Source organism: Collinsella sp. An271 (assembly GCF_002159695.1).
Taxonomy (GTDB): Bacteria; Actinomycetota; Coriobacteriia; order Coriobacteriales; family Coriobacteriaceae; genus Collinsella; species Collinsella ihumii.
The window spans coordinates 301,528-324,651 of record NZ_NFJE01000002.1 but is presented as its reverse complement, the minus strand read 5'-3'; the positions used below and the strand labels follow the sequence as shown (position 1 = coordinate 324,651).

Below are 23,124 nucleotides of genomic sequence, written 5' to 3'. Positions count from 1 at the left end.
GGTGCATTCTTGATATTGCATGAAAGGGCTCGTCGCGAGACGGGCCCTTTTTCGTTTGTATAGGATTGGGTTTCGCGGCGTCGCCGCATTGTCGATACGGGAGGAGGAACGCGCGTGATCGAGGTTCGCGGTGCTTGCGTGAGCTACCGGACGGATGAGCCGCCCGCCGTCGCCGACGTGACCTTGGATTTCGAGCCCGGGCGCGTGGTATCGCTTGTCGGCGCCAACGGCTCGGGAAAGTCGACGCTGGCTTCGCTTCTGTGCGCGATGCGCCTGTGCGATGGCGGCTCGGTGAGGGTCGACGGCATCGATCCCGCCGATGGCGCCAGCGCGCGACGCGAGGTGCGCAGGCGCGTGGGTCTGGTGCGTCAGCATCCCACAGAGCAGCTCGTCTCCACCGTTGTGTTCGATGAGGTCGCGTTCGGCCCCCGCAACCTGGGCCTGGGGCCCGACGAGGTGCGCCGCCGCGTGACCTCGGCGCTTGCGTGCGTGGGCCTCGACGGATACAACATGCGTGACACCTCGTCGCTGTCCGGCGGCCAGCAGCAGCTGCTTGCCATAGCCGGCGTGCTCGCCATGGAGCCTTCCTATCTCGTGCTCGACGAGGCGTCCTCCATGCTCGATTCGTCCGCACGCCCCGCCCATCGCGCGCTCGTGGGGCGCCTGGCGTCCGAGATGGGGGTCGGGGTCGTCCAGGTGACCCACGATCCGCTCGAGGTGCTCGCGTCCGATCGCGTCGTGATCATGGATCGCGGCCGCGTCGCCTTCGACGGCGCTCCTCTGGACTTCCTCATGGGGCAACCCGCCTTGTGGGATGCGACCGTGCTCCCGAGCGCGTCTGTGGAGGCGCTGAGACGCGTCTGTGCGCTTGGTTTTGACGGTCGCCCTTCTGCTACCCCGGAGGCCGCCGCAGCGTGGCTTGTGCGCGGGCTCGCGGCCGGACGCGTGTCTGCCGACGACGTTCGGGGGACGCTCGATGCGCTTGCAGGCGCGCTTCCGCGTGCCCTGTCCTCTGGCTCGGGTGCCGCCGCGGGGCTCTCGCTGTCGCACGTCTCCTATGGATACGATGAGGCGTCTTACGTCCTGCGCGACATCGAGCTTGCGGTGGCGCCCGGAGAGGTCCTGCTCGTGGCGGGCCGGTCCGGATCGGGAAAGTCGACGCTGGCATCGGTCGCGGCGGGCCTGTTCGAGCCGGATGCGGGCACGGTCTCCGTGCGCGGATGGGCCCCGCGGCCTGGGGACGCAGGTATCGCCTTCCAGCGGCCCGAGGACCAGCTCTTCTGCGAGAGCGTTCGCGACGAGCTCGCCTTCGCTCCGCGCAACATGGGGGCGGACGAGCCCGAGGTCGCCCGCCGTATCGAGCATGCGGCGAGGATGGTCGGTCTCGATGAGGCGCTGTTCGATCGGTATCCGTTCGACCTCTCGGGCGGGCAGGCGCGGCGCGTGGCCATCGCGTCGGTCCTGGCGCTCGATGCCGCGGCCTACCTGTTCGACGAGCCCACGGCGGGCCTCGACGCGGCGGGGCGCTCCCAGATGCATGCGCTGGCGCGCGCCTGCGCGGACGACGGCCGCGCCGTCATCGTGATCAGCCACGACCTCGAGGAGTGGATGGCCGAGGTCGATCGCGTGGCGCTCCTGAGCGACGGGCGCATCGCATGGACGGGGACCCCCGGGGAGCTTTCGCGTGATCGGGACGCCTTCGGGGCGGCATCGATGGAGCCCCCGCTCAACATCGCGCTCGCCCGGCTCCTTGAAGATGCGTTGCAGGGAGGTGCGCGATGATGAAGAAGCCCCTCTCGCCGCTCGGCTCGTTCGTGGCCCGCGATACGCCGGTCGCGCGCATCGACGCGCGCGTCAAAATCGTCTTGCTGCTCGCACTGACCGTGGCCGTGTTCGCCACGGGGGCGTCGCCGGTGTTCGCCCTGTGGGCGGTGCTGCTCGCCGCAGCCGTGCGGCTTGCGCGCATGGACGTTGCCGCGCACCTGAGGGCGCTCAAGCCGGTCGCCTTCATCTTGGCGTTCACGCTGCTGGCGAATGCGGTGGCGCTCGACGGCCACGGCGACATCGCCCTGTGGGGCGGCTTCGGGCTGGACACGGCGGGCGCCCTGCGCGGCTTTCTCGCCATCGCGCGCATCGCGCTGCTGCTGGGGTTCTCGCTCGTGGTCTCGGCCTCGTCGACGCCTCCTCAGCTGGCCGACGCCTGCGTGAGCCTGCTGTCGCCCCTGGGGCGCCTGGGCGTTCCCGTGTCCGATGTGGGCCTCATGCTCTCGCTGGCGCTGCGTTTCATCCCCATCGTGTCCGAAGAGTTCTTTCGCGTGCAGCTTGCGCAGCGCTCGCGCGGCGTCGACTTTTCGGGCGGAAGCATCCTGCATCGGATACGGGCGTGGGCGTCGGTGCTCACGCCGCTGGTCGTGAGCCTCTTTCGGCGCGCCGACCGGCTGGGCGAGTCCATGTGCGCCCGATGCTATGCTGAAGGGGGCCAGATCAGCGTGGAGATGCCGCCGGTGCCGGTTCGCGACCGCCTGGTGCTTGTCTGCGGCCTTGCCGTCTGCGCGCTGATACCGGCTCTGGCGTGGCTGCTGTAGGGGAGGGGCCGCAGCGGCGCCCATGGCCCGCTGGACCCTCGACGATATGACCGATACTCACGATACGCGGGGAGGCCGCATGGAACCGATAGATACCGCCGAAGATCTGCGCGCGGGCACGCTCGTGTTGCGCCTGGGATACGACGGAAGCGCCTATTCGGGGTTCGCCGAGCAGGTTGAGCAGAAGACCGTGGCGGGGGAGGTCCGTCGTGCGCTCGAGACGTTCCTGCGCCGCGAGATCGACCTGACCTGCGCGGGCCGCACCGATGCCGGCGTGCACGCGATCGGCCAGTACGTCAGCGTCCCCGTCGACGCCGCGGAGCTCGAGGTCACCCGAACGCGCTGGATGCGCGCGTTCGCGGCACTGCTGCCGCACGACATCGCGGCGAGCGAGGTGTACCACGCGGCACCCGGCTTCTCGGCCCGTTTCGACGCCCGTGCGCGCACGTATACCTATCGCATCGCCACAGGGGACGCGCCGCCGCTGCTGACGCGCTCGGTCACCTGGTGGCACCGGTGGCCGCTCGACGTCGACGCCATGGACGACGCGGCGCAGCGCCTGGTGGGGGAGCGCGATTTCAAGAGCTTCTGCAAGACGGCGTCGGCGGTGGGCAAGCCCACGTGCCGCAACGTCATGGACGTCTCGTTTGCCCGCGAGACGAATCTGGGCGAGGAGTGCCTGGCGTTCACGATCAAGGGGAACGCGTTTCTGCATTCCATGGTGCGCACGATCGTGGGGACGCTCGTCGAGGTCGGCTGCCATCGGCGCGAGCCCGCGTGGATCGATGAGGTGCTCGCCGCCTGTGACCGCGCCGCCGCGGGCCCCACGGCTCCTGCGTGCGGACTGTGCTTCATGGGTGTCGACTACGACGAGGGCGCGCTGCACGTCTGCCCCTAAGGGGCGGGCCCCTTAGGTTTCATATTGTGAAACGATGCGGGTAGATAGGTAACCGATCTGTGCTCTCGACTCCGGTATAACAAACCGTATACACAGGCATGTCGAGAGGAGCGAGCCCATGGCTACGCATCATTTTCCCGAAGGGTTCCTTTGGGGTGCATCTACGAGCGCCTTTCAGGTCGAGGGCGCGTACCGAGAAGGGGGAAAGGGGCCGGCGACTACCGATCGCGGTCCGGGTCGTCCGGGGCTTGCGGACAACAAAGTGGCTTCCGACCATTACCACCATTGGGAAGAGGATGTCGAGCTGATGGCTCGACTGGGTATCAAGGTGTATCGGATGGGATTCGCTTGGAGCCGCATCATGCCCGATGCGAGCGGGCACCCAAATCCGGAGGGTCTGGCCTTTTACGACCGCCTGATCGACCGGCTGCTCGCGTGTGGCATCGAACCCTTGGTGACGCTCTATCATTTTGAGTGCCCGCAGGCTCTGGTTGATGCGTTCGGCGGTTGGAAGAGCCGTCAGATGATCGATGCCTACGTACGCTACGCCCAAGTCTGCTTTACGCATTTCAAGGGGCGCGTGAAGCGCTGGGTGACGGTTAACGAACAGCTGATCGCAACGGCTGCTCCGGATAATACCGGCGACACCGAGCCCGATCCGCGCATGCGGCAGAAGAACACCTACCAGATGAGCTACCATGTCGCCCTCGCCGAGCATCGCGCTATCGCGCTGCTGCGTGAAATCGACTCTGATGCCCAGATCGGTCCCGTCGTCGCCATGCAGGTGGTCAATCCGCGCTCGAGCTCCTCGGAAGATGCTCTGGCGGCCCTGAACGCCGAGGAGATGATGCAGAACTATATGGTCGACCTGAGTGTTCGGGGCGCCTTGTCGCCATATGCGCGCCATTATCTCCAGCGGGAGGGCTTCTATCCGTCTGTGGAGCCGGCCGACGAGCGGATTCTCACTTCATCCACACCGGACTTTCTGGGTGTGAACTACTACTTCAGCTCCTGTGCGCGCGAGCGGATTGAGCCCATCCGGTTCGACCGGTTCCCCCCGTGGTCCGGTGGCGATTTCGAGCTCTGCGGCAACCCAGCGGTCACGGCGACCGAGTGGATGGCGAGCGGTATCGACCCGCTTGGGCTGTACGTCGGGATGCGAAAACTCTACGACCGGTATCGGCTGCCCATGATCATCACTGAAAACGGCATGGCGCTCTCGGAGGAGCTCGACGATACAGGCTGCGTCCACGATCCCGCCCGCATCGAATACCTCGCCTGTCACCTGCGCGAGGTGGCGAGGCTTGTTGATGAGGGCTATCCGGTTTTCGGGTATTGCGTTTGGAGTTTGATGGATCTGTGCTCGAGCCATCAGGGCTTCACCAAGCGTTACGGCCTCATATTCGTCGACAGGACCGAGACCGATGCCAAGCAGTGCGCCCGCATACCGAAAGACAGCTTCTTCTGGTACCGGGATGTGATTCGCGCCAACGGTCTGCCTGTAGCGGATGCCCGTTAGCGCTGCTCAAAGATCGGGTCCGGGACATCGTCTGCCTTCTGGCGAAGACGATGTCCCGGACCTTTCCGTCAACGATCTTCCGTTTGCTCCCCATAGAGCTTAAGATATGCCATGACCATCATGTCGACGGCGGCGAGGGCTCCGAATTTGCCGCTGTCGATATTGTTGGTCACCCCGCAGCTCAAGACATATGACGCATGGTTCCAGTATGCGCTGGAGGTGTTCTGGGTGATGGCTAGAAGGCTGCAGCCCGCCTCGGAGAGCGCCTGTGCGATCATGGGGTAGCGGATAGGGTAGGTGCCGCCGATGCTGCAGACGATGGCAAGATCATGCTCGGAGAGCGCTTGGGCGCAGGAGAGCTGAGACGTATAGTCCAGATGGAGCTCCACGAGCCGGTCCATAAGGGCGAGCCTGCTTTGGAAATACCTTCCGACGTCCCAGAGGAAGTGATAGGAGAAAAACGCGATGCGTTCGCAGCCGTGCAGTGCGCGGGCGATGTCCGGGAGCTTGGCTATGTTGCCCGCAGAAAGGGTCGTCGAGATGTTGAGCTGGATCGCTTCCTGGTAGGAGGACAGCGCCTTTTCGGTGTCGCTAGCCAAGGTGTCGCGGAAAGTCTGGGGGAAGACCCCGCTCATGGGGACGTCGCAATCCAGCTGGCGACGCAGCTCCTTGAAGTCCGCAAATCCCATAAACCGGCAGAATCGGGAAATCGACGCCTTGGAGACATAGCACATATCGGCAATCTCGGCGATTGAGAGCCCCTGCAGTCTGTTGTAGTTCTTCACGAGTGTCGTTGCGATTTCGTAATTCGTGTCGTGCTGCATGGTGGTATCGATGTAGTCCAAAAGACGCTCGGCGACAGATCCCATCGCAACGGATTCACCCATGGAAGTCCTTCCCGTTTTTCATGGCCGCAGGAAGGCGGCCGAAATCATCTTCATCACAGTGTAACGGATAGCCTTCTACCTGCGGGGTTTCAGGTCGTGAAACCCGCATCCGTATCAGGAAACCGTCCCGCCTACCGTGTAACCGATTGGGGCTGTGCCGTGCGTTATACCTGTAAGCGTCGGGAGCGAGCACAGAGGCCCTTTGGAGGGGCACGGATCCACAAAGGGGCGAAAGATATCGGCGATGGACGGTTCCCGCGATGACTACGATAGGCCGATGAGAGGATGACACATGAAACGGTTTCTGCTGCGCGCCGACGATCTCGGGTACAGCGATGGTGTCAACTGCGGGATAGCCGCGGCGGTCGAGGCCGGCCTGATTCGGACGGTCGGCATCATGACCAACATGCCCCTCGCCGCGAGCGGTCTGGTGCGCTTGAAGGCCGATGGGCTGTGCTTGGGGCAACACACCAATATCTGCACGGGCCGACCATTGACCGACCCCGCCCGTATCCCCAGCATCGTCGAGGGGGACGGGCACTTTAAGACGAGCTCTGCCTATCGCGATGCGGCGGGACGCGGAGAGGATTTCGTGGTTCTCGACGAGGTGCTGTTGGAGATCGAGGCTCAGTATCGGCGGTTCCTCGAGCTGGTCGGGCGTGAACCTGAGTATTTCGAGGGTCATGCGGTGGCGAGCCCCACGTTTTTCCGTGGGCTCGAGATCGTCGCCGAGCGCCATCATCTGCCCTATTTCGCGATGGGAGCGCCTGGTGAACCCGTCTGGTTCCGCTCTACCCGGGTCATCTCCTATATCCCCGAGGATTTCTCGGCTTACGAGAAGGACCCCTATGCATTCCTGAAGTTGGCTGTCGCATCGGCAGATGAGGACAGCTGCCGGCTCATGGTGTTCCACCCGGGATACATCGATGCGTATCTCGAGGACCATTCGAGCATGACCGAGGCGCGCATCCGCGAGGCGGACATGCTTACCGATTCCGCCGTCGCCGAATGGCTCGCCGAGCAGGATGTGGAGCTCGTCACCTATGCGGACTTGCCGTAAGCGGTTCGGTCCTCTTTCGTTCATGACCGATGCGCGCGCCGCGCGCATCTCGAGATAGCAGAGTGGAGGGGGTGTACCGAAAGGGGGGGCGCCTTGTGCAAGGAGGCGCCCGAAAAGGTTAATCACCATGATTGGAGTTGGTAAACATGGCAGTATTCGATAGGATTCAAGCGGTGATGGATAAGACCATCGCCCCGATTGCAAGCAAGGTTGCGGATAGCAAGATACTCGACGCTCTCATGGGCGGTATGATGTCGACACTGCCCATGACCCTCGGCGTCGCCGTCATCGCGATCCTTATCAACTTCCCCATTCCGGGCTTTTCGGAGTGGATTGAATCGAGTGGCTTGAAGGTGGCCGGTAACCAGATTCTCTCGGTCACGATGAACATGATGGCCATCTACGTCGCCTTTTTCGTCGGCCTGCGCTGGGGCAAGGCGTGCGGGCTCACCGGCTACAACGGCGGCATCCTCACCGGCGCGGTGTTCCTGTGCTTCGTTCCGCTGCAGTCGTTCGAAGACATCCCGATGGCGAGCTTCATCAATACGTCCTATCTGGGCTCGAACGGCATCTTCGTCGCCATTCTGCTCGGCTTGATTGTCCCGAAGGTCGCCGCGCTGCTGATGAGCAGGCTCGAGCTGAAGCTCCCCGACATGGTGCCTCCCATGGTCTCCAACTCGCTGTCGCCCATCTTCACGGCCATCGTCCTGTTCACTTTGGTGTGGTTCGCCCGTCTCGGCCTGTCCATGACGCCATGGGGCAACCTTTTCGACATGATCAATACGCTAATCGGCACCCCGGTCACCATGGTCGGCAGCTCCCCGCTCGCCTACATCATCGTGTGCTCCCTGCAGTCGATCTTCTGGTTCTTCGGTGTTCACCCCAACGTCATGCTCAACTTCTATGCCCCCGTCATCATGGCCCTGACCGCCGCCAACACCGAGGCCCTGATCGCCGGTCAGGCCATGCCCTACGGTGCATGGGCGATCGTGGCGCTCGGTACCGCCATCGGCGGTCAGGGCAATGCGCTCGGCATCAGCGTCTCGCTGCTCTTCACCAAGTCCGAGCGCTTCAAGGCAATCCGCGGCGTCGCACTCGTTCCGTCGCTGTTTAACATCTCGGAGCCTCTTATGTTCGGCCTGCCGGTTGTCTTGAACCCCACCTACTTCATCCCCTTCATCTTCAACATCCCGGTCTGCGCCGTTATCGTCCAGGCACTTTACGCGCTCGGTCTCGGCGCCGCGTATAATCCCACCATCCAGCTTCCCTGGGTGCTTCCGCAACCGGTCATCGCGTTTATGCAGGGTGGCGTCGGCTGCCTGGTGATCTCTGCGGTGGTGCTTGCCGTGTCCATCCTGATGTACCTGCCCTTCACCCTGATGGCCGACCGTCAGGCGCTGAAGGAGGAGGCCGCTCTGAAGGCCGCCGAGTAAGCTGTTCGTTTGAGTCGGCATGAATGTTCATCCCACCAAGTGAGGAGATTCGAAATGAAACGCATCGTTCTTATGTGCGCCGCCGGGGCTTCGACGAGCATGCTGGTCAAGCGCATGCAGCAGGCCGCGGAGCAGCAGGGGTTCGAGTGCACCATCGAGGCGCATCCCGTGAACCAGGCGACCGAGTTCGCCGACAGCGACGTCATTTTGCTGGGACCCCAGGTCCGCTTCGAACTCAACAAGGTGAAAGGCCAGGTCAACTGCCCGGTCGAGTCCATCGATATGATGGCGTACGGCACCATGAACGGCGAAGCCGTGCTCAAGCAGGCGCGCGCCCTGATGGGGGAGTAGCCATGGCCGAAGATGCCCAGCAGACCCTCGAGCAGTTCGAGATGGCGTGCTTCCAGATTGTCGCCCAAGTGGGAGGTGCGAGAAGCTGTTATCTAGAGGCGATTTCCCATGCGGAGGGCGGCGACTTCGAGGGGGCGCAGAAGCTGATCGAAGAGGGTGACGTTGCGTTCAACGCGGGTCACGACGTCCACATGGGCCTTCTGCAGCGGGAAGCGAGCGGTGAGCAGTTGCCGTTTCGCATCATCCTGCTGCACGCAGAGGACCAGCTCATGAGTGCTGAAGGATTCCGTATTCTCGCCGAGCGGTTCATCACCGTGTATCGGCAGATGCGCGAGGGCGCATAGCCAGCCGATGTGAGGGGCGGGGCGCATGCGTTGGACGTATCCCGCCCCGACGCATCGCAGCGAAGTGAACAGACAGGAGGACATATGCCATTCAAAGAGGGATTCCTCTGGGGCGGCGCCACGGCCGCCAACCAGTACGAGGGCGGTTGGGACGAGGGCGGAAAGGGGCCGAACGCCTCGGATGCCATGACCAACGGCAGCCACACGTCCCCGCGCCAGGTGACGTGGCGGGATACCGTGACCGGTGAGACCGGTGCCGTGCCCGTCTTTACCGTCTGTGAGCAGGGGCTTGCTGAAAGCAGGGAGATTGCCGTCGTCGACGGATACTACTATCCGAGCCATGTCGCCACCGACTTCTACCATCGGTATGCTGAGGATATCGCCCTCATGGGCGAGATGGGCTTCAAGTGCTTTCGCCTCTCGATCAACTGGGCGCGCATCTTCCCCAACGGCGACGACGCCGAGCCCTGCGAGGATGGCCTTGCCTTCTACGATGCGGTGTTCGACGAATGCGCCAAGCACGGCATCGAGCCGCTCGTGACGCTCTCGCACTACGAGACGCCGCTGCACCTGGTGAACGCGTACGGCGGATGGAAGAGCCGCGCGCTGATCGACCTGTTCGTACGCTATGCGGAATCGGTCATGAAGCGGTATCGGGGCAAGGTTCGCTACTACCTCACCTTCAACGAGATCAACATGATGAGCATGGGAAGCTTCATGGCGGGCGGCCTTATCGACGGCAGCCCCGAGGCCAAGGCGCAAGGCGCCCATAACCAGTTCGTCGCCTCGGCGCTCACGGTCAAGGCAGCGCGCGCAATTGATCCCGCCATCAAAGTGGGTCAGATGCTTGCATACAGCCCGGTCTATCCCTATTCGGCAGACCCTGCCGACGACCTGCTCGCTATGGAGCGCCAGCACGAGGCCCTGTGGTACGCCGATGTGCAGGTGGGCGGCTATTATCCCTCCTACCGACTCAAGGAGATGGAGCGTCGTGGAATCGAGCTCGAGATGGGGCGGGACGATCTGGAGCTGATTTCGACCTATCCGGCAGACTTCCTGTCGTTTTCCTGCTACGGCGGGTCGACGGTGTCGGTGCGTCAGCAGGAGCTCGAGGCAGCGTCGGGCAATCTGGCATTGGGTATGGTGAAGAACCCGTACCTGGAGGCCAACGCATGGGGCTGGGCGACCGACCCGTATTGCCTGCGCATCGCGCTCAACACACTCTACGAGCGCTACCGCAAGCCGTTGTGGATCGTCGAAAACGGTATCGGCTGGGCAGACGAGAAGGAGCCGGATGGCTCGGTTCACGACGCCTATCGCATCGACTATCTGCGCAAGAACATCCAGAGCATGAAGGATGCGGTCGAGATCGATGGCGTCGACCTCATGGGTTACACGATGTGGGGCTGCATCGACCTCGTGAGCGCTGGCACCGGAGAGATGCGCAAACGCTACGGCCTCGTCTACGTCGACCGCGACGATGAGGGCAACGGCACGCTCGAGCGCTCGAGGAAAGACAGCTTCTTTTGGTACCAGAAGGTTATCGCAACGAATGGCGAGGATCTCGATTAGGCGGCTTACTGCAGGAGGCGGTGCGCGGCGCCGCCTCCTTTTATAACACGAGGGGAATCGACCATGAATCGCTACATGGGCATCGACGCCGGCGGCACCAAAGTCAAATGGGCGGTCGTCGACGAGAACTATCGGATCGAGGAACAGGGGAGCATCCCTACGAGCTTTGCGGGCGCCGACGATGTGATCGACGCGTTCTGCGCGATCGTCGAGCCATATCGTGCGTGCGTGCGCGGTATCGGCCTCAGCATGCCCGGCGTGTATCGCGAGGGGGATCCTGACGGCGTGGTTGGTGGGGGAGGTGCCCTCCACTGTCTGGACGGCTATCCGCTCGGTCGCATCATGCGCGAACGCACAGGGCTTGCCACGACGATCGAGAACGACGCGATGTGCGCCGCTCTGGGCGAGTACGCTGCCGGCGCCCTGAAGGGAGTTTCACTTGGCCTGATGGTGGTTATCGGGACGGGCCTCGGCGGGGCCATCGTCTCGGATGGGCGCATCCTGCGCGGCGCCCACAACTTGGCGGGAACCGTCTGCTTCGTGAGCAACGACGTGCGCCAGCCGGTGACGTTCGGCTCCGTGTACGGCGACGTCACATCGTGGAGGGCGCTGCGTGATCAGGTTTGTGCGGCAAAGGGTATCGAGTCGACCGACGAGATCGACGGCTACAAGATCTTTTCCTGGATCGAGGCGGGCGACGAGGACGCGCGGCGCGGACTCGATGCTTACGCGCTGGTCTTCGACAACATGTTGATGGGCTTGCAGTCGGTAATCGACCCCGAGGTCGTCGTGGTGGGCGGCGGTATCAGCGCGCGCAAGGAGCTCTTCGAGGCCTTCGAGCGCATGATGGACAAAGCCCATGTGCTGCCCATCATCCCAAGACCGTGTATCCGCCCTGCTCAAAGCGGCAACGACGCCAATCTCTTCGGGGCGGTGCGCACGCTGCGCCACGCACTCGGCGAGGAAGGCAAAAGCTGATCGCCGCGGCAATGGCCCGCGCCGGAGGGATTGTCGACGGCGACGATCAGGTGTCTGGTGTTCTTGTCGGGATGCTTTGTCCAGTTATGCAAGGGTCTTGAACGTTTGATTCGGCAAGGCGGCACGCGCGCGGAGAACCCTGTTATCTAATAGTCACGCAGATAGGTGATAGAGTACAGGTCCCTAGCTGCGAAAAGTCGCGTCGGTCATGAGCAGGTGGCGGACCACCCTCGCGACCTTGGGCCACCTCTCGCCGCCCCGCTTCACCCGGAAGAGGTAGACGTAGAGGTTGAGATAGGACTGAAGGTTCTTCGGGTCCATCCCCGTGAACCGCCACAGGTAGCGCTTGATCCAGGAGCAGAGGTTGTTCACGAGCGCCATCGCCTCCAGGTAGGCCGGATCGCGGACGTCCGCCTTGTAGCTCTCGTCCTCGAGCGAGTTCTCCCTGACCAGCACGTTGTGCGCCCGCTCCCTGTCGTGCACGAGGGTGGCGCCCTTCGCGACGTGCGCCCCCATCGCCCTCCTGATCCGGGCTGACGACGGCTTGCCGTGCCCGCAGACGACCGCGACGGGCTCCTTGCGCGCGTCGATCCCGACGGCGATGCAGACCTTCTGCTTGGAGAGCCCCCGCTTCCTCGCCTGTCCGTAGCCGTGGGAGAGGTCGGTGTCGTTGACGTAGGTCTCGTCCACCCAGACGCGCCCCCTGAGCACGATGCGGTCCTGGTAGCCGTCCACGGCGGCGAACAGCCGGTGGCGCCACTCCCAGGCCGTGTGGTGGCTTATGCGGCACATCTCGGCGCAGGCGTCCAGCGGCACCGCGAAGAGGGCGAGCCTGATGAAGGAGACCCAGGTGGCGAGGGGCTTCCTGCACCCCTCCAGGACGGTGCCCGTGAGCGAGGTGAACCTCGCGCCGCACGACGGGCGCCTCCACCGGCGCACGCCGGAGGGCTCGAAGCCGTCCCCCCAGGCGGGCCCGGACCCGCACCGCGGGCAGCGGGGCGACGGGCGGTACAGCTCGGCGGCCTCGGCGAGCGTGCCGAAGCCGACCTCCTCCCGGAGCCTGTGCTCCTCGACGGCGTCGGACAGCAGGTCGAGCTCGCCGGGGGTCAGCGACCCGACGAGCCCAGCGTACGGGTTCGCGTGCTTCATGGCGGCATGTCCCATCCGCCCGAACGCCCACCCGGAGGGATTGTCGCCAAACAAAGATCCGGGTGGGCGCTCGGGCTGATTCTCTGTTTGGCACGTATAAGGATAGCGCGGTGCCTGGCGCCGCGCTATCCATCACCAATTTGGATGACTGTTAGACCCTGTTATTGCGGTAGCCGCTTTGCCGAAGGGGTGATGTGGATTCGGATCCCGCAGGCTCCATTCCAATCGATTGGATTCGAATCCGCTTTCGCTCAAAATGGTCCGGGTGAGGCGTCCGTTCGTGTTCGCGGGATATACCGCGCCAACCTTTCGTCTGCGCCTGCTTGTCGTGCCGATTGCGTCTCTCGCCTGCGGCTGGCACGCCTCTGAGTCGCGCTCTCACCCGAACGGATACCTCATAATGGTGAAACTGTGACGGCGCGATGTGCGCTGTTTGGAGCTTCACGTACCGTGTCCGTCATGACCCTTATCGGCAAGCTCCCGGTGCTACCATGGGCAAAAGTTTGTTCTTATGGAGGCACACGTGGGTCATCGCGCGTCCAGGCGTCCCAATGTATCCGTGGTTCTGGCGGCCAGTGATGGCGCCGATCATCTTGTGCGGGCCGTGGAGAGCGTTCTCAACCAGTCGTATTCCGACTTCGAGCTGCTGACGGTCGACTGCGCGTCGCATGACCGCACGGCCTCCATCCTTTCCAGTTTCCATGATCGAGATATCCGCGTCGAGGTCATCGAGCGCGATGATTCCGCGCTCGCCTCGGGTGTTGTCGAGGCGCTCGACCGCGCACGCGGTGCCTACGTGATGTTCGTGCGCCCCGAGGACTGGCTCGCCCCCAATGCGCTGGGCAACCTGGTGGAATTCGCCGAGGAGCATCGCCTCGACATCGCGGCTCCCATGCGTTCCGATGACGTCTGGGATGCTCAGGACCGCTCCTCGAGCTCGCAGCCCCGTCGCGCCGCCTCCTGCGTGCTCGATGGTCGCGACGCGGTTCGCCATGGGATGTCGGACCTCTACGAACAGGGCCTGCTCTCCCAGGCGACCGGTCTTTTGATCGAGCGGATGCGCGCCGTCGATCACCGGCTCGCGCTTGCCACCGACGATGAGGGCCTCGGCTTCGTCATCGCCTGCCTTGAGGATGCCGAGCGCATCGGCGCCTGCGACACGGCGTGCTACCATCGCGTCGCGTTCGGCAAGAAGGGCCAGCGCACCTTCGATCCCGCCTTCATGTCCCGCTGCGCCAACGAGCACACCCAGATGATGGGACTCGTGCGCCGCTGGGGGCTCGATTGCGACCCCGACGTCGTGGTTCCGCTCCATCGCCGGCATGTGCGCCGCCTGATCGAATGCATCGACAACACGACAGTCGGAAAGAGCCGCGTGTCATCCATCGAGCGCCTGGGCCGCGTGCAGGAGATGCTCAACGCGGAGGACGCGCGCGCCTCGCTGGCGGCGGTCAAGCCGGCGGCGAGCGATTTCGGCATCATGTACAAGCCGATGACGCAGGGCAATGCGGCGGCATGCTGCATGGGTTCCCATCTGCGCGAATTCGCGCGCCAATCGCATCTGCCGCTGTTCGCCCAGCGCTGAGAGGCGCTGCGGCGCGCCTGTCGCGTCGACTCAACCGATATGCGTAAAATCAGGCTAAAGTCACGGAACTATGCATCAATACGCGTAATCTCGCCGTTATATGGAGTATTGAGTCATAACGGTTAATTCGCGCGTCGCCCGTCTCTCATGGACGTGCATACGACTAGAGTAGTTATGCGAGAACATGAGTAGAGGGGACGGCTTCATGGCAAAAAAGCGCAACGGGCGTCAAGACGCGATCCGAGAGATCGTCCGCAACAAGGAGGTCAGGACGCAGCGCAACCTGGTCGAGGAACTGAAGAACGCCGGGTACGAGTGCACGCAGGCGACGGTTTCGCGCGATATCGCGGATATGGGCTTGAGAAAGCTGCCCGAAGGCGTCTACGTGCTCGCTGAGGATCTGCACCTGCAGCGTATGGTGTCCGAGCTCGTCGTCGACGTGCTCCGCACCGGAAACCTGGTGCTCGTGAAGGCGCAGCCGGGCACGGCGTCGGGTATCGCGGCGGCGATCGATGCGGCGGAGCTGCCCGACGTGCTGGGATCTCTCGCCGGCAACGACACCATTCTGGTCATCGCGCAGACCGCTGAGGACGGCGAGCGGCTCGAGGGCATGATCTCCAAGCTGAGGAGCGTGCGCAAGTAGATGATGGTCGCAGCGTTCCATATCATTCTGTTTGCACTGCTCATTCTGCTTCCCGTGGCGCTCGTGGTGCTGCTCGTGTGCTACTACTGGCGCACGCACTGAGGGCGCGCTTTGGGGCCGATGACACAGCAGTGCGTCCGCGCTCCGGAAGCCCGGTCAGCAGGGAAAAACGCGCGCGGGGTCGCCTCCTGCCGCCCAGGCATCCAGGCGTCCGTCATGGGATCGATCGCCGCGAGAGCAAACAATCGGCGTTTCCCTAGTCAAAAGAACGAAAAAGAGCGGGGCCCGACGAATCGCTTCGTCGGGCCCCGCTCGCGGTTCTAAGCCGTTGTCGAGGGCGTGGTCGGATTGGGATCCGGCTCGGGTTCAGGCTCGGGCTCGGGTTCCGGTTCGGGCTCCGGCTCCGGATCGGGGGTCGTCGGGCTCGGCGGCGTCGTCGGCGGCGTGGGCGTCGAGGGCGAGCCGGTGTTCGGCGTCGACGGGGACGACGGAGATGACGGGGACGACGGCGAGGAGGGCGACTCGGGGGAGTCGACGGTCTCCGGCGTCTCCGGCGTCTCTGCGGTCTCCGGAGTCTCGGCGGTCTCGGCCGTCTCGGCGGTATCGGTGCCGCTGACGTTGCCGCCCACGAAGTCCCAAGAGCTTGCGGGCTTGTAGTCGGGGGTGTCGCCGGTCGGGAACTCCTCGCGCGCAACGCCGGCAAGCGCGGTGTTCATGAAGGTGCGGAAGATCGGCAGCACGGTGTTGTAGGTGTGCAGCGACGAGGGCAGAGGCGAATTGGACTGGGAGTTGCCGATCCACACGGCCACGGAGAGCTGCGGGGTGTAGCCGACGAACCACAGGTCGGTGGCCTGGGAAGACGTGCCGGCGGTACCGGTCTTGCCGGCAACGGGCTGGTTGATCTCGTACGGGTAGCCGGGGACGCCGGAGCCCTCGCCGACCATGACGCCCTCGAGAACGCCCGTCACGGCCTCGGCCTCGCCGGCGGTGAGGACCTCCTCGGGGCTGTCCTGGTGCTGGTAGAGGATCTCACCGTCACGGTTCAGGATCTCGGTGACCGCCACCGAGTTGCGATGTTGGCCGCCGGCCGCATACGTGCCGAACGCCTCGGCCATCTCGAGCGTGGAGCAGCCGACGGAACCGCCGGTGAGTGTCATCGACGGCGCGTGGGAATCGAGTCCGGCCTCCTCGGTGTTGATGCCGAGCTGCTCGGCCATATCGATGATCTTGTCGTTGCCGATGGCGAGGGCGACCTGCACGTAGCCGGTGTTGGACGACACGGCCGTCGCGCGCGCCAGCGTGGAGACGCCGTAGGAGTAGCCGCCGTAGTTCTGCAGCGTGTAGTCGTCGGTGATCTTCATGGGCGAGCTGCAGTTGATGAGCGTGTCGGGGCTCATGCCCTCGTTGATCGCCGCGGCCAGCGTGATGCCCTTGAACGACGAGCCGGTGGAGCGGCGCAGCGTGGCGTAATTGATGTGGTTCTCGTCGGCATAGTAGTCACGGCCGCCGACCATGGCCTTGATGTAGCCGGTCTTGGGGTCGATGACGGTCATGCCCACGTTGAGTTCGTCGACGCCCAGCTCGTTCACGTACTCGAGCGCGGCCTGCTCGGCCTGCTGCTGGATGGTCGGGTCGATGGTGGTCTTGATGGTGAGGCCGCCGGCGAACAGCACGTCGGTCGCGAACTCCTCGGTGAGCATGCCGCGCACGTACTCGACGAAGTAGGGGTAGGCGTACATGCCGTTGTCGGGCTGCTCGGTCACGTTCAGCGCGAGCTCCTCGGCCGCGGCGGCGTCGGCCTCCTCCTGGGAGATGACCCCGTTTCTCACCATGCGCGACAAAACGATGTTGCGGCGCTGGATCGCGAGGTCCGGGTTCACGGTCGGGTCGTACTGCGAGGGCGCGTTGGGCAGGCCGACGAGCAGCGCCGCCTCGGCGAGGGTGAGGTCGGAGGCGTTCTTGGAGAAATAGGTCTGGGCGGCAGCCTGAATGCCGTAGGCGCCGTGGCCGAAGTAGATGGTGTTGAGGTACATGGTGAGGATCTCCTCCTTGGAGAAGATCTTTTCCATCTGCAGTGCGATCCACGCCTCGCGCACCTTGCGCTCGATGGTGTTGTCGAACTGCTCCTCGGACAGGATCGTGTTGCGCACGAGCTGCTGGGTGATGGTCGAGGCGCCCTCGGAGCCGCCGGTGAGCTGAACCACCACGGCGCGCATGATGCCGACGACGTCGACGCCGTGGTGCTGGTAGAAGCGCTCGTCCTCGGTGGCGATGGTGCCCTGGAGCACGTAGTCGGAGATCTGGTCGTACTCGACGATGTCGCGGTTCTGCACGTACAGGCTCGCGATCTCGTTGCCGTTGGCGTCCAAGATGGACGTGGGCTCCGACACCATGTAGTTGTCCGCGTTGGTGTAGTCGGGAAGATCCGACAGCCACCTGGAGACGTTTCCGACCATGCCCACGCCGAACGCGACGCAGAAGATCAGGAAAAAGGCGAAGAAGGAGCCGAAGATGACGGGAAGCGTATGCGTCTTGGCGCGATGACGTGTTTGGCGCTCGCGAGGACCCATGTGATGACCTCCAACCGAAATGGCTTAGCATAGATGCCCATACATTACCGCAAGACCCTGGCGGGTGCTGTCGTGTATCCTGAGCGGTGTCAAATTCCAGACCGTTTGCATACTGCCTTAAGGCTGGCAGACGTGCTGCTTCAACCTGTTGTCGAAGGAGAGGCGAACGACGTGAGAAGACCCGTGCCCGAGCTGCTGGCCCCCGCGGGGTCGGCCGATGCGCTGTTCGCGGCGGTCGCCGCCGGCGCCGACGCCGTGTATACAGGGCTCGGCGCCTTCAACGCGCGCGCCGCCGCCCGCGATATGGATCTGGCCACGTTCGCGCGCGCCTGTCGGGTCGCCCACGACCACGGCGTGCGCGTCTACGTGACCGAGAACGTCTATCTGCGCGAAGGGGAGCAGGCGGCCGCCGTCGACCTGGCGCGGCGGGCCTTCGCCGCGGGCGCCGACGCGCTGATCGTGGCCGACGCCGGGCTGGCCCGCCTGGTGCGCGAGCAGGTGCCCGGGCTCGAGCTGCACCTGTCGACGCAGGCGGGCGTCATGTCCGCGGCGGGCGCGCGCCTCGCCGCCCGGGAGCTCGGGGTCGAGCGCGTGACGTGCGCCCGCGAGCTCTCGGTGGCCGAGATCGCCGAGCTGTGCGCCGAGGGCGTGCCGGTCGAGGTGTTCTGCCACGGCGCCATCTGCATCTGCTATTCGGGGTCGTGCTCCTTCTCGGCTCTGCGCCGCGGGCGCTCCGCCAACCGGGGCGACTGCACGCAGCCCTGCCGCCTGTCCTATCGTCTCGAGGACGGGCGGGGGCTCCCCGTGGCGCAGGACGTCGGCGAGCGCCTCCTGTGCCCGCGCGACTACTGCTCTATTCGCCATCTCGCCGAGCTCGCGGACGCCGGCGTGGCCGCCTTGAAGATCGAGGGGCGCATGAAGAACCCCGACTACGTGTACAACGTCGTGCGCACCTACCGGACGGCGCTCGATGCGCTGGCGTCGGGGGAGGCGCTCGACGATGGCGCCCTGGACGAGCTCGAGGTCCAGCTCGGCCGCTCGTTCAACCGGGGGTTGACCGATGCGTACCTGCGCGGCACCTCCGGCGCGGAGCTCATGAGCTTCGAGCGCGCCATCAACCAGGGCGTGCGCGTGGGGACCGTGGCCGAGCGCGGCCACTACGAGGTGATCGTTGAGCTCACGCAAGCGGTGGAGGCGGGTGACACGCTCGAGATCCGCACCGTTCTACCCCCGGACGCTCCCGCCGACGTGCCGCGACGCTTTCCGCTCGTGCCCTGCGAGGTGTCGGGCGCGGCAGGCGATCGGATCCGCGTGCGCTGCAAGCGGCGCGTGGGCGCGGGCAGCCCCGTCCACCTGACCGCGAGCGCCCGCGTGTTGAGCGAGGCCCAGGCTGCCGTGGCGGCGCTGCGCGCCGAGGCAGGGCGCCTTGAGGCCCCCATACCGGCGCCGCAGCGGGAAGGCGCCCCCGCCACGGCCGTGCGCGAGCGCCCGTCGGGCGCGGGCGGCGGCGCGCCCGCGCGGATCGTGGCGGCGGCGACGCCGGAGGACGCGCGCGCCCTGCTCGCCGACGGCGGCGTCGACGAGGTCGCGGTCCATGCGTATCGGATCGCCGAGGATTCCGGCTGGGAGGAGCTATTGGGCAGCCTGACGGTCGTGCTCGACGAGCCCTGCCGCGTCTCGGACGAGCCCCGCGTGCGCGAGCTGTGCGCGCGGGCGCGGGCGGTGGTCTGCCGCAACCTGGGCGCTATCGAGCTTGCGCGCGAAAGCGGGGCCGTGTTCGAGGTCGCGGCGCCGGTGTCGGCGACCAACAGCACGACGGTGCGCTGGCTGCTCGGGCTCGGCACCCGGCGCGTCTGGCTTCCCGACGAGCTTGCGGACGGCCAGGTGCGCGCGCTCGTGGACGCGGCCCCCGCCGGCTCGTGCGGCGTGCGCGTCGCCGGCTCGCCCGAGCTCATGATCTGCGAGCACTGCCTGCTCACGGCCGAGGGGCCCTGCGACGGCGACCATGCCGCCTGCGCGCGTCGGTCCGCTGTGCGCTATCTCGTGGAGGCGGACGGCACCCGCCTGCCCGTCGCCGTGGACATCTGGGGACGCACGCGCATCTTCGATGCCAGGCCGCAAGATCGCCGGGGCCTGGCGCACGAGCTTGCCGCCCGCGGCCTCGGCGCCGTGCTCGTCGACACGGTCCCGGCTTCTGGATGGGTTGAAACGAACACGTCCCCAACCAACCCATCGCCCGGTGGAGTTGCAGCGCATCGTGCGTCCGGGGTGCCCAAACCGCTCGATTCCGCGCGTTTTGCCGGACCGGAACTGGCAAAATGCATCAACGGTTCCCTATGATTCTCGAATCGTGGTCAATTTACCCATCGAACCGGGAATCATGAGGCTCGAGGGGCGTTCTCGCGGCCTCTGATGTCCTTCTTCAAACTGACAAAGGAGACAAGATGGCCATAACGACAGGTTCAACGAGGGGAGATTCCGTCCAAACGGGCGCCTCGACCGCCCCCGCGCACTTCAGACGCCCCGAAACGCCCCGGTTCGATGGGCATATTGACCACGATCCCGAAATCATACCGCCCGACGCCTCGGGTTCGGCCCCTCGCCTGGGATGGCGCGCCGTCTACCTGGCGTCGGCGGCGGCGCTGGTGGTCCTGCTCGTCGCCGCGCTCGTGCCGCTTCTTGCCATCTGTCCGTACAACCACAGCTTCGCCGACGACTGGCACTACGGTGTCGATGCGCATCTGGCGCTGCAGGCGGGCGGCAGCGTGATTGACGCGATCGGCGCCGCTCTGCAGGAGGCGTACGACACGTTTTTCTCCTGGCAGGGCACCTATTCGGCCATCGTGCTCATGGCCTTGCAGCCCGGCGTGTTCAGCGAGGCGCTCTACGGGTTCGGCGCGGTGGGGATACTCGCCGCGCTCATGCTCGCGACGTGGTACTGCGCCTCGGTGCTCGTGCGCGACGTGCTCGACGCCGGCCGGCTGCCCCTGGTCGCGCTCGCCAGCCTCATCCTGTTGCTGCAGACGCAGCTGCTCCCGAGCCCGGTCGAGGGCATCTACTGGTACAACGCCGCGATCTACTACACGTTCTACCACGCCCTCATGCTCGTGATGGCGGGCCTCTCGGTGCGCCTGGTCCGCGGCCGCACGCGCAAGGGGCCGCTTTCCGGTCGGGGCTCTGCGGCGCGCGCGGTCGCGCTGGTGCTGCTTGCGTTCGTGGTCGCCGGCGGCAACTTCGTGACGGGTATCGTGTCGGCGCTCCTGCTCGGCGGGGCATGCGTCGCCGCGGTGCTCAAGGCGCGCGGGAGGCTCAAGTTCATCGTGCCGGCGTTCGTGGTGTTCGTCGCGGGCTTCGCGGTGTCCATGGCGGCACCCGGCAACGCGGCGCGCCAGGCGTCGCAGTTCGCCGGTGACAACCTCGGCGTCGTGCTCACGCTTGCCGACAGCGCTCTGTCCGGCATGGAGTACGTCGTGCTGTGGTCGAACGGCTACCTCGTCTGCGCGCTTGCGGTGGCCCTTCCCTTCATGGTGCTTGCCGCCAAGCGCTCGACCTGTTCGTTTGCGCACCCTCTGGCGGTCGCCGGCCTGTCGCTCGCGCTGTTCATGGCGAGCTTCACACCCACGTTCTACTCGATGGGCAACGTCGGGCCGGGGCGCGTCCAGAACATCCGCTACGATCTGTTCGTGGTGCTCGTGTTCATTTGCGTCATGTCGACGGTCGGCCGCATCGTCCGCCTGACCGAGGCGCGCGCGGCGGACGCGGGGGAGCGCACGGCGTGGCTCTGCCTGTTCTCCAGCCCGCGGGCGTATGCGGTCTACGTGCTCACCTGCCTGCTTCTCATCGTCGGCTCGGTCGGCGCGCTCGCGCTTGATAGCCGCCATGCCGACGACCTGACCTCGGTTTCCGCCGCCCGCTCGCTGCTTTCCGGAGAGGCCGCCGCCTACGACCGCGAGGTCTGGGAGCGCTGCGCCATCATCGAGTCGAGCGACAGCGACGAGGTCGACGTGCCGTATTACACGGTCGGCCCCAAGGTGCTCTTCATGGGCGACATCTATGACAACATGGACAACTACATGAACTATCGCCTGGCGCAATGGTTCGGCAAGAAGTCCATCCTCGCCTACCACAGCCAGCTGTGACGCCCGCCGCGCGTCGGGTGTGATAGGTTGACGTATTTGCGCCCCCGTTCGCGCAACTCCGCTACACTGAAACGGTTGCATGCGAATAAGCACCGCCTGAGGTGGCCGCCGGTTGCCGGGCGAGGGTGCTAGAGACTTAGGAGGACGCAGGTATGCTGCCAGTTGATGAGCAGATGCGCATCATCACCTCGGGCGCTGCACAGATTGTGCCCGAATCCGACCTCAGAAAGAAGCTCGAGCGCGGGGTGCCCTTGAACATCAAGCTCGGTGTCGACCCCACGAGCCCCGATCTGCACCTCGGCCACGCCGTCCCGCTGCGCAAGATGCGCCAGTTCCAGGACCTCGGCCACAAGGTGACCCTCATCATCGGCAACGGCACCGCCATGATCGGCGACCCGTCCGGCAAGAACACGACGCGCCCGCAGCTGACCCAGGAGCAGGTCGAGGCCAACGCCGCGACCTACGTCTCGCAGGCCATGAAGATCCTCGATCCCGAGAAGACGACCATCGTCCACAACGGCGACTGGATCCTGTCGCTCGACCTCAAGGGCATGCTCGAGCTGTGCTCCAAGTTCACGGTCGCGCGCATCCTCGAGCGCGACGACTTCACCAAGCGCTACCAGAGCCAGACGCCGATCGCCCTGCATGAGTTCCTCTACCCGGTCATGCAGGCCTTTGACTCGGTGAAGATCGACGCCGACGTCGAGATGGGCGGCACCGACCAGCTGTTCAACCTGCTCGCCGGCCGCGAGCTCATGGAGAAGATGGGCATGGAGCCCCAGGTGGCGCTCACCATGCCGCTGCTCGAGGGCACCGACGGCGTGCGCAAGATGTCCAAGAGCTACGGCAACTACATCGGCCTGACCGACGAGCCGGCCGATATGTTCGGCAAGACGATGTCGATTCCCGACGAGATGATCGGCAAGTATTACCGCCTGGCGAGCTCGCTGTCGCCCGACGAGGTCGACAAGATCGAGGCCGCGCTGGCCGACGGTTCCGCCGACCCCTATGAGCTCAAGCGCGCGCTCGGCCGCGACCTGTGCGACACCTACCACGGTGCCGGCGCGGGCGAGGAGGCCGAGGCGGCGTTCGACCGCGTGTTCAAGCAGTCCCAGCTGCCCGAGGACATCGCCGAGATCCATGTCGACCTCGAGGTGAACGACGAGGGCAAGGTGTACCTGGCGGGCGTGCTGAAGGATGCCGGTCTGGCTCCTTCCGCCGGCGAGGCGCGCCGCCTGATCGACGGCGGCGGCGTCAAGATCGACCAGCAGCCGGTCGCGCCCAAGTCCTACAACGTCGACCCGGAGCTGCTGCACGTCGGCGTCGTGCTGCAGGTGGGCAAGCGCAAGTTCGCGCGCCTGGTGTAGGAGCGCGGCGTCAAGTCCGCCGACAAGCTGAACCCCTGGAGCGG

Annotated in this window: 18 protein-coding genes; 15 read left to right on the top strand and 3 right to left on the bottom strand. The window is 65.2% G+C overall.

Annotated features, from left to right (window positions below; all coding sequences use genetic code 11):
* Positions 1–114 precede the first annotated feature (114 nt).
* The 4 genes from B5F74_RS03065 (at position 115) to B5F74_RS03050 (ending at position 5,002) form a co-directional block, all read left to right on the top strand.
* A complete protein-coding gene (locus B5F74_RS03065; RefSeq protein ID WP_087199933.1) occupies positions 115–1,782 on the top strand; it encodes an energy-coupling factor transporter ATPase in 1,668 nt (555 codons plus the stop codon).
* Positions 1,779–2,585: an energy-coupling factor transporter transmembrane component T gene (locus tag B5F74_RS03060; protein ID WP_087199931.1), complete on the top strand. Its 807-nt coding sequence runs from the start codon at positions 1,779–1,781 to the stop codon at positions 2,583–2,585. Before B5F74_RS03065 ends, B5F74_RS03060 begins: the two co-directional genes overlap by 4 nt.
* A 79-nt stretch (positions 2,586–2,664) precedes the next feature.
* Positions 2,665–3,483, top strand: a complete 819-nt coding sequence (gene truA, locus B5F74_RS03055; RefSeq protein WP_239283329.1) for a tRNA pseudouridine(38-40) synthase TruA — start codon at positions 2,665–2,667, stop codon at positions 3,481–3,483.
* A gap of 118 nt (positions 3,484–3,601) precedes the next feature.
* Entirely contained in the window at positions 3,602–5,002 is a 1,401-nt protein-coding gene (locus B5F74_RS03050) for a glycoside hydrolase family 1 protein (protein WP_087199927.1), read from the top strand.
* Between the two features lie 68 nt (positions 5,003–5,070).
* On the opposite strand, the gene B5F74_RS03045 is transcribed toward B5F74_RS03050, so the two are convergent.
* Positions 5,071–5,889 (bottom strand): MurR/RpiR family transcriptional regulator, encoded by an 819-nt coding sequence (locus tag B5F74_RS03045; protein ID WP_087199925.1) that lies wholly within the window; start codon positions 5,887–5,889, stop codon positions 5,071–5,073.
* 292 nt (positions 5,890–6,181) lie between these two features.
* On the opposite strand from B5F74_RS03045, the gene B5F74_RS03040 reads away from it, so the two are divergent.
* The 6 genes from B5F74_RS03040 to B5F74_RS03015 all read left to right on the top strand — a co-directional run bounded on the left by B5F74_RS03040 (position 6,182) and on the right by B5F74_RS03015 (position 11,627).
* Entirely contained in the window at positions 6,182–6,949 is a 768-nt protein-coding gene (locus tag B5F74_RS03040; RefSeq protein ID WP_087199923.1) for a ChbG/HpnK family deacetylase, read from the top strand.
* 146 nt (positions 6,950–7,095) lie between these two features.
* Positions 7,096–8,382, top strand: a complete 1,287-nt coding sequence (locus B5F74_RS03035; protein WP_087199921.1) for a PTS transporter subunit EIIC — start codon at positions 7,096–7,098, stop codon at positions 8,380–8,382.
* A gap of 54 nt (positions 8,383–8,436) precedes the next feature.
* Positions 8,437–8,733 (top strand): PTS sugar transporter subunit IIB, encoded by a 297-nt coding sequence (locus B5F74_RS03030; protein ID WP_087199919.1) that lies wholly within the window; start codon positions 8,437–8,439, stop codon positions 8,731–8,733.
* A gap of 2 nt (positions 8,734–8,735) precedes the next feature.
* Positions 8,736–9,077: a PTS lactose/cellobiose transporter subunit IIA gene (locus B5F74_RS03025; RefSeq protein WP_087199917.1), complete on the top strand. Its 342-nt coding sequence runs from the start codon at positions 8,736–8,738 to the stop codon at positions 9,075–9,077.
* A gap of 84 nt (positions 9,078–9,161) precedes the next feature.
* Positions 9,162–10,649: a family 1 glycosylhydrolase gene (locus tag B5F74_RS03020; RefSeq protein WP_087199915.1), complete on the top strand. Its 1,488-nt coding sequence runs from the start codon at positions 9,162–9,164 to the stop codon at positions 10,647–10,649.
* A 63-nt stretch (positions 10,650–10,712) separates the two neighbouring features.
* Positions 10,713–11,627, top strand: a complete 915-nt coding sequence (locus tag B5F74_RS03015) for an ROK family protein (protein WP_087199913.1) — start codon at positions 10,713–10,715, stop codon at positions 11,625–11,627.
* A 183-nt stretch (positions 11,628–11,810) separates the two neighbouring features.
* On the opposite strand, the gene B5F74_RS03010 is transcribed toward B5F74_RS03015, so the two are convergent.
* On the bottom strand, positions 11,811–12,791 hold the full coding sequence (locus B5F74_RS03010; RefSeq protein ID WP_204212405.1) for an IS1595 family transposase: 981 nt from the start codon (positions 12,789–12,791) through the stop codon (positions 11,811–11,813).
* Positions 12,792–13,299: 508 nt separating this feature from the next.
* Between B5F74_RS03010 and B5F74_RS03005 the strand changes: the two genes are divergently transcribed.
* A complete protein-coding gene (locus B5F74_RS03005; RefSeq protein ID WP_158095678.1) occupies positions 13,300–14,361 on the top strand; it encodes a glycosyltransferase family 2 protein in 1,062 nt (353 codons plus the stop codon).
* A gap of 205 nt (positions 14,362–14,566) precedes the next feature.
* Positions 14,567–15,004: an ArgR family transcriptional regulator gene (locus B5F74_RS03000; protein WP_087199907.1), complete on the top strand. Its 438-nt coding sequence runs from the start codon at positions 14,567–14,569 to the stop codon at positions 15,002–15,004.
* A gap of 320 nt (positions 15,005–15,324) precedes the next feature.
* Here B5F74_RS03000 and B5F74_RS02995 read toward each other — a convergent pair whose 3' ends face one another.
* Positions 15,325–17,574, bottom strand: coding sequence for a transglycosylase domain-containing protein (locus B5F74_RS02995; protein ID WP_087199905.1), 2,250 nt, complete (start codon positions 17,572–17,574; stop codon positions 15,325–15,327).
* A 171-nt stretch (positions 17,575–17,745) separates the two neighbouring features.
* Between B5F74_RS02995 and B5F74_RS02990 the strand changes: the two genes are divergently transcribed.
* From B5F74_RS02990 to tyrS, 3 genes are all read left to right on the top strand, one after another.
* Complete coding sequence (locus tag B5F74_RS02990; protein ID WP_158095677.1) at positions 17,746–19,914, top strand: U32 family peptidase; 2,169 nt, start codon at positions 17,746–17,748, stop codon at positions 19,912–19,914.
* 104 nt (positions 19,915–20,018) lie between these two features.
* Positions 20,019–21,713 (top strand): hypothetical protein, encoded by a 1,695-nt coding sequence (locus B5F74_RS02985; protein WP_087199901.1) that lies wholly within the window; start codon positions 20,019–20,021, stop codon positions 21,711–21,713.
* Between the two features lie 152 nt (positions 21,714–21,865).
* A complete protein-coding gene (tyrS, locus tag B5F74_RS02980; RefSeq protein ID WP_066834167.1) occupies positions 21,866–23,080 on the top strand; it encodes a tyrosine--tRNA ligase in 1,215 nt (404 codons plus the stop codon).
* Positions 23,081–23,124: the final 44 nt, after the last annotated feature.

What these genes read in the sequence shown, in the direction of transcription:
- B5F74_RS03025 (WP_087199917.1), top strand. Translation starts at nt 8,736, where the DNA reads ATGGCCGAAGATGCCCAGCAGACCCTCGAGCAGTTCGAGATGGCGTGC.
- B5F74_RS03035 (WP_087199921.1), top strand. Translation starts at nt 7,096, where the DNA reads ATGGCAGTATTCGATAGGATTCAAGCGGTGATGGATAAGACCATCGCC.
- B5F74_RS02995 (WP_087199905.1), bottom strand. Translation starts at nt 17,574, where the DNA reads ATGGGTCCTCGCGAGCGCCAAACACGTCATCGCGCCAAGACGCATACG.
- B5F74_RS03020 (WP_087199915.1), top strand. Translation starts at nt 9,162, where the DNA reads ATGCCATTCAAAGAGGGATTCCTCTGGGGCGGCGCCACGGCCGCCAAC.
- truA (WP_239283329.1), top strand. Translation starts at nt 2,665, where the DNA reads ATGGAACCGATAGATACCGCCGAAGATCTGCGCGCGGGCACGCTCGTG.
- B5F74_RS03010 (WP_204212405.1), bottom strand. Translation starts at nt 12,791, where the DNA reads ATGGGACATGCCGCCATGAAGCACGCGAACCCGTACGCTGGGCTCGTC.
- B5F74_RS03015 (WP_087199913.1), top strand. Translation starts at nt 10,713, where the DNA reads ATGAATCGCTACATGGGCATCGACGCCGGCGGCACCAAAGTCAAATGG.
- B5F74_RS03040 (WP_087199923.1), top strand. Translation starts at nt 6,182, where the DNA reads ATGAAACGGTTTCTGCTGCGCGCCGACGATCTCGGGTACAGCGATGGT.
- B5F74_RS03050 (WP_087199927.1), top strand. Translation starts at nt 3,602, where the DNA reads ATGGCTACGCATCATTTTCCCGAAGGGTTCCTTTGGGGTGCATCTACG.
- B5F74_RS03000 (WP_087199907.1), top strand. Translation starts at nt 14,567, where the DNA reads ATGGCAAAAAAGCGCAACGGGCGTCAAGACGCGATCCGAGAGATCGTC.
- B5F74_RS03030 (WP_087199919.1), top strand. Translation starts at nt 8,437, where the DNA reads ATGAAACGCATCGTTCTTATGTGCGCCGCCGGGGCTTCGACGAGCATG.
- B5F74_RS03060 (WP_087199931.1), top strand. Translation starts at nt 1,779, where the DNA reads ATGATGAAGAAGCCCCTCTCGCCGCTCGGCTCGTTCGTGGCCCGCGAT.
- B5F74_RS02985 (WP_087199901.1), top strand. Translation starts at nt 20,019, where the DNA reads ATGGCCATAACGACAGGTTCAACGAGGGGAGATTCCGTCCAAACGGGC.
- B5F74_RS03045 (WP_087199925.1), bottom strand. Translation starts at nt 5,889, where the DNA reads ATGGGTGAATCCGTTGCGATGGGATCTGTCGCCGAGCGTCTTTTGGAC.
- tyrS (WP_066834167.1), top strand. Translation starts at nt 21,866, where the DNA reads ATGCTGCCAGTTGATGAGCAGATGCGCATCATCACCTCGGGCGCTGCA.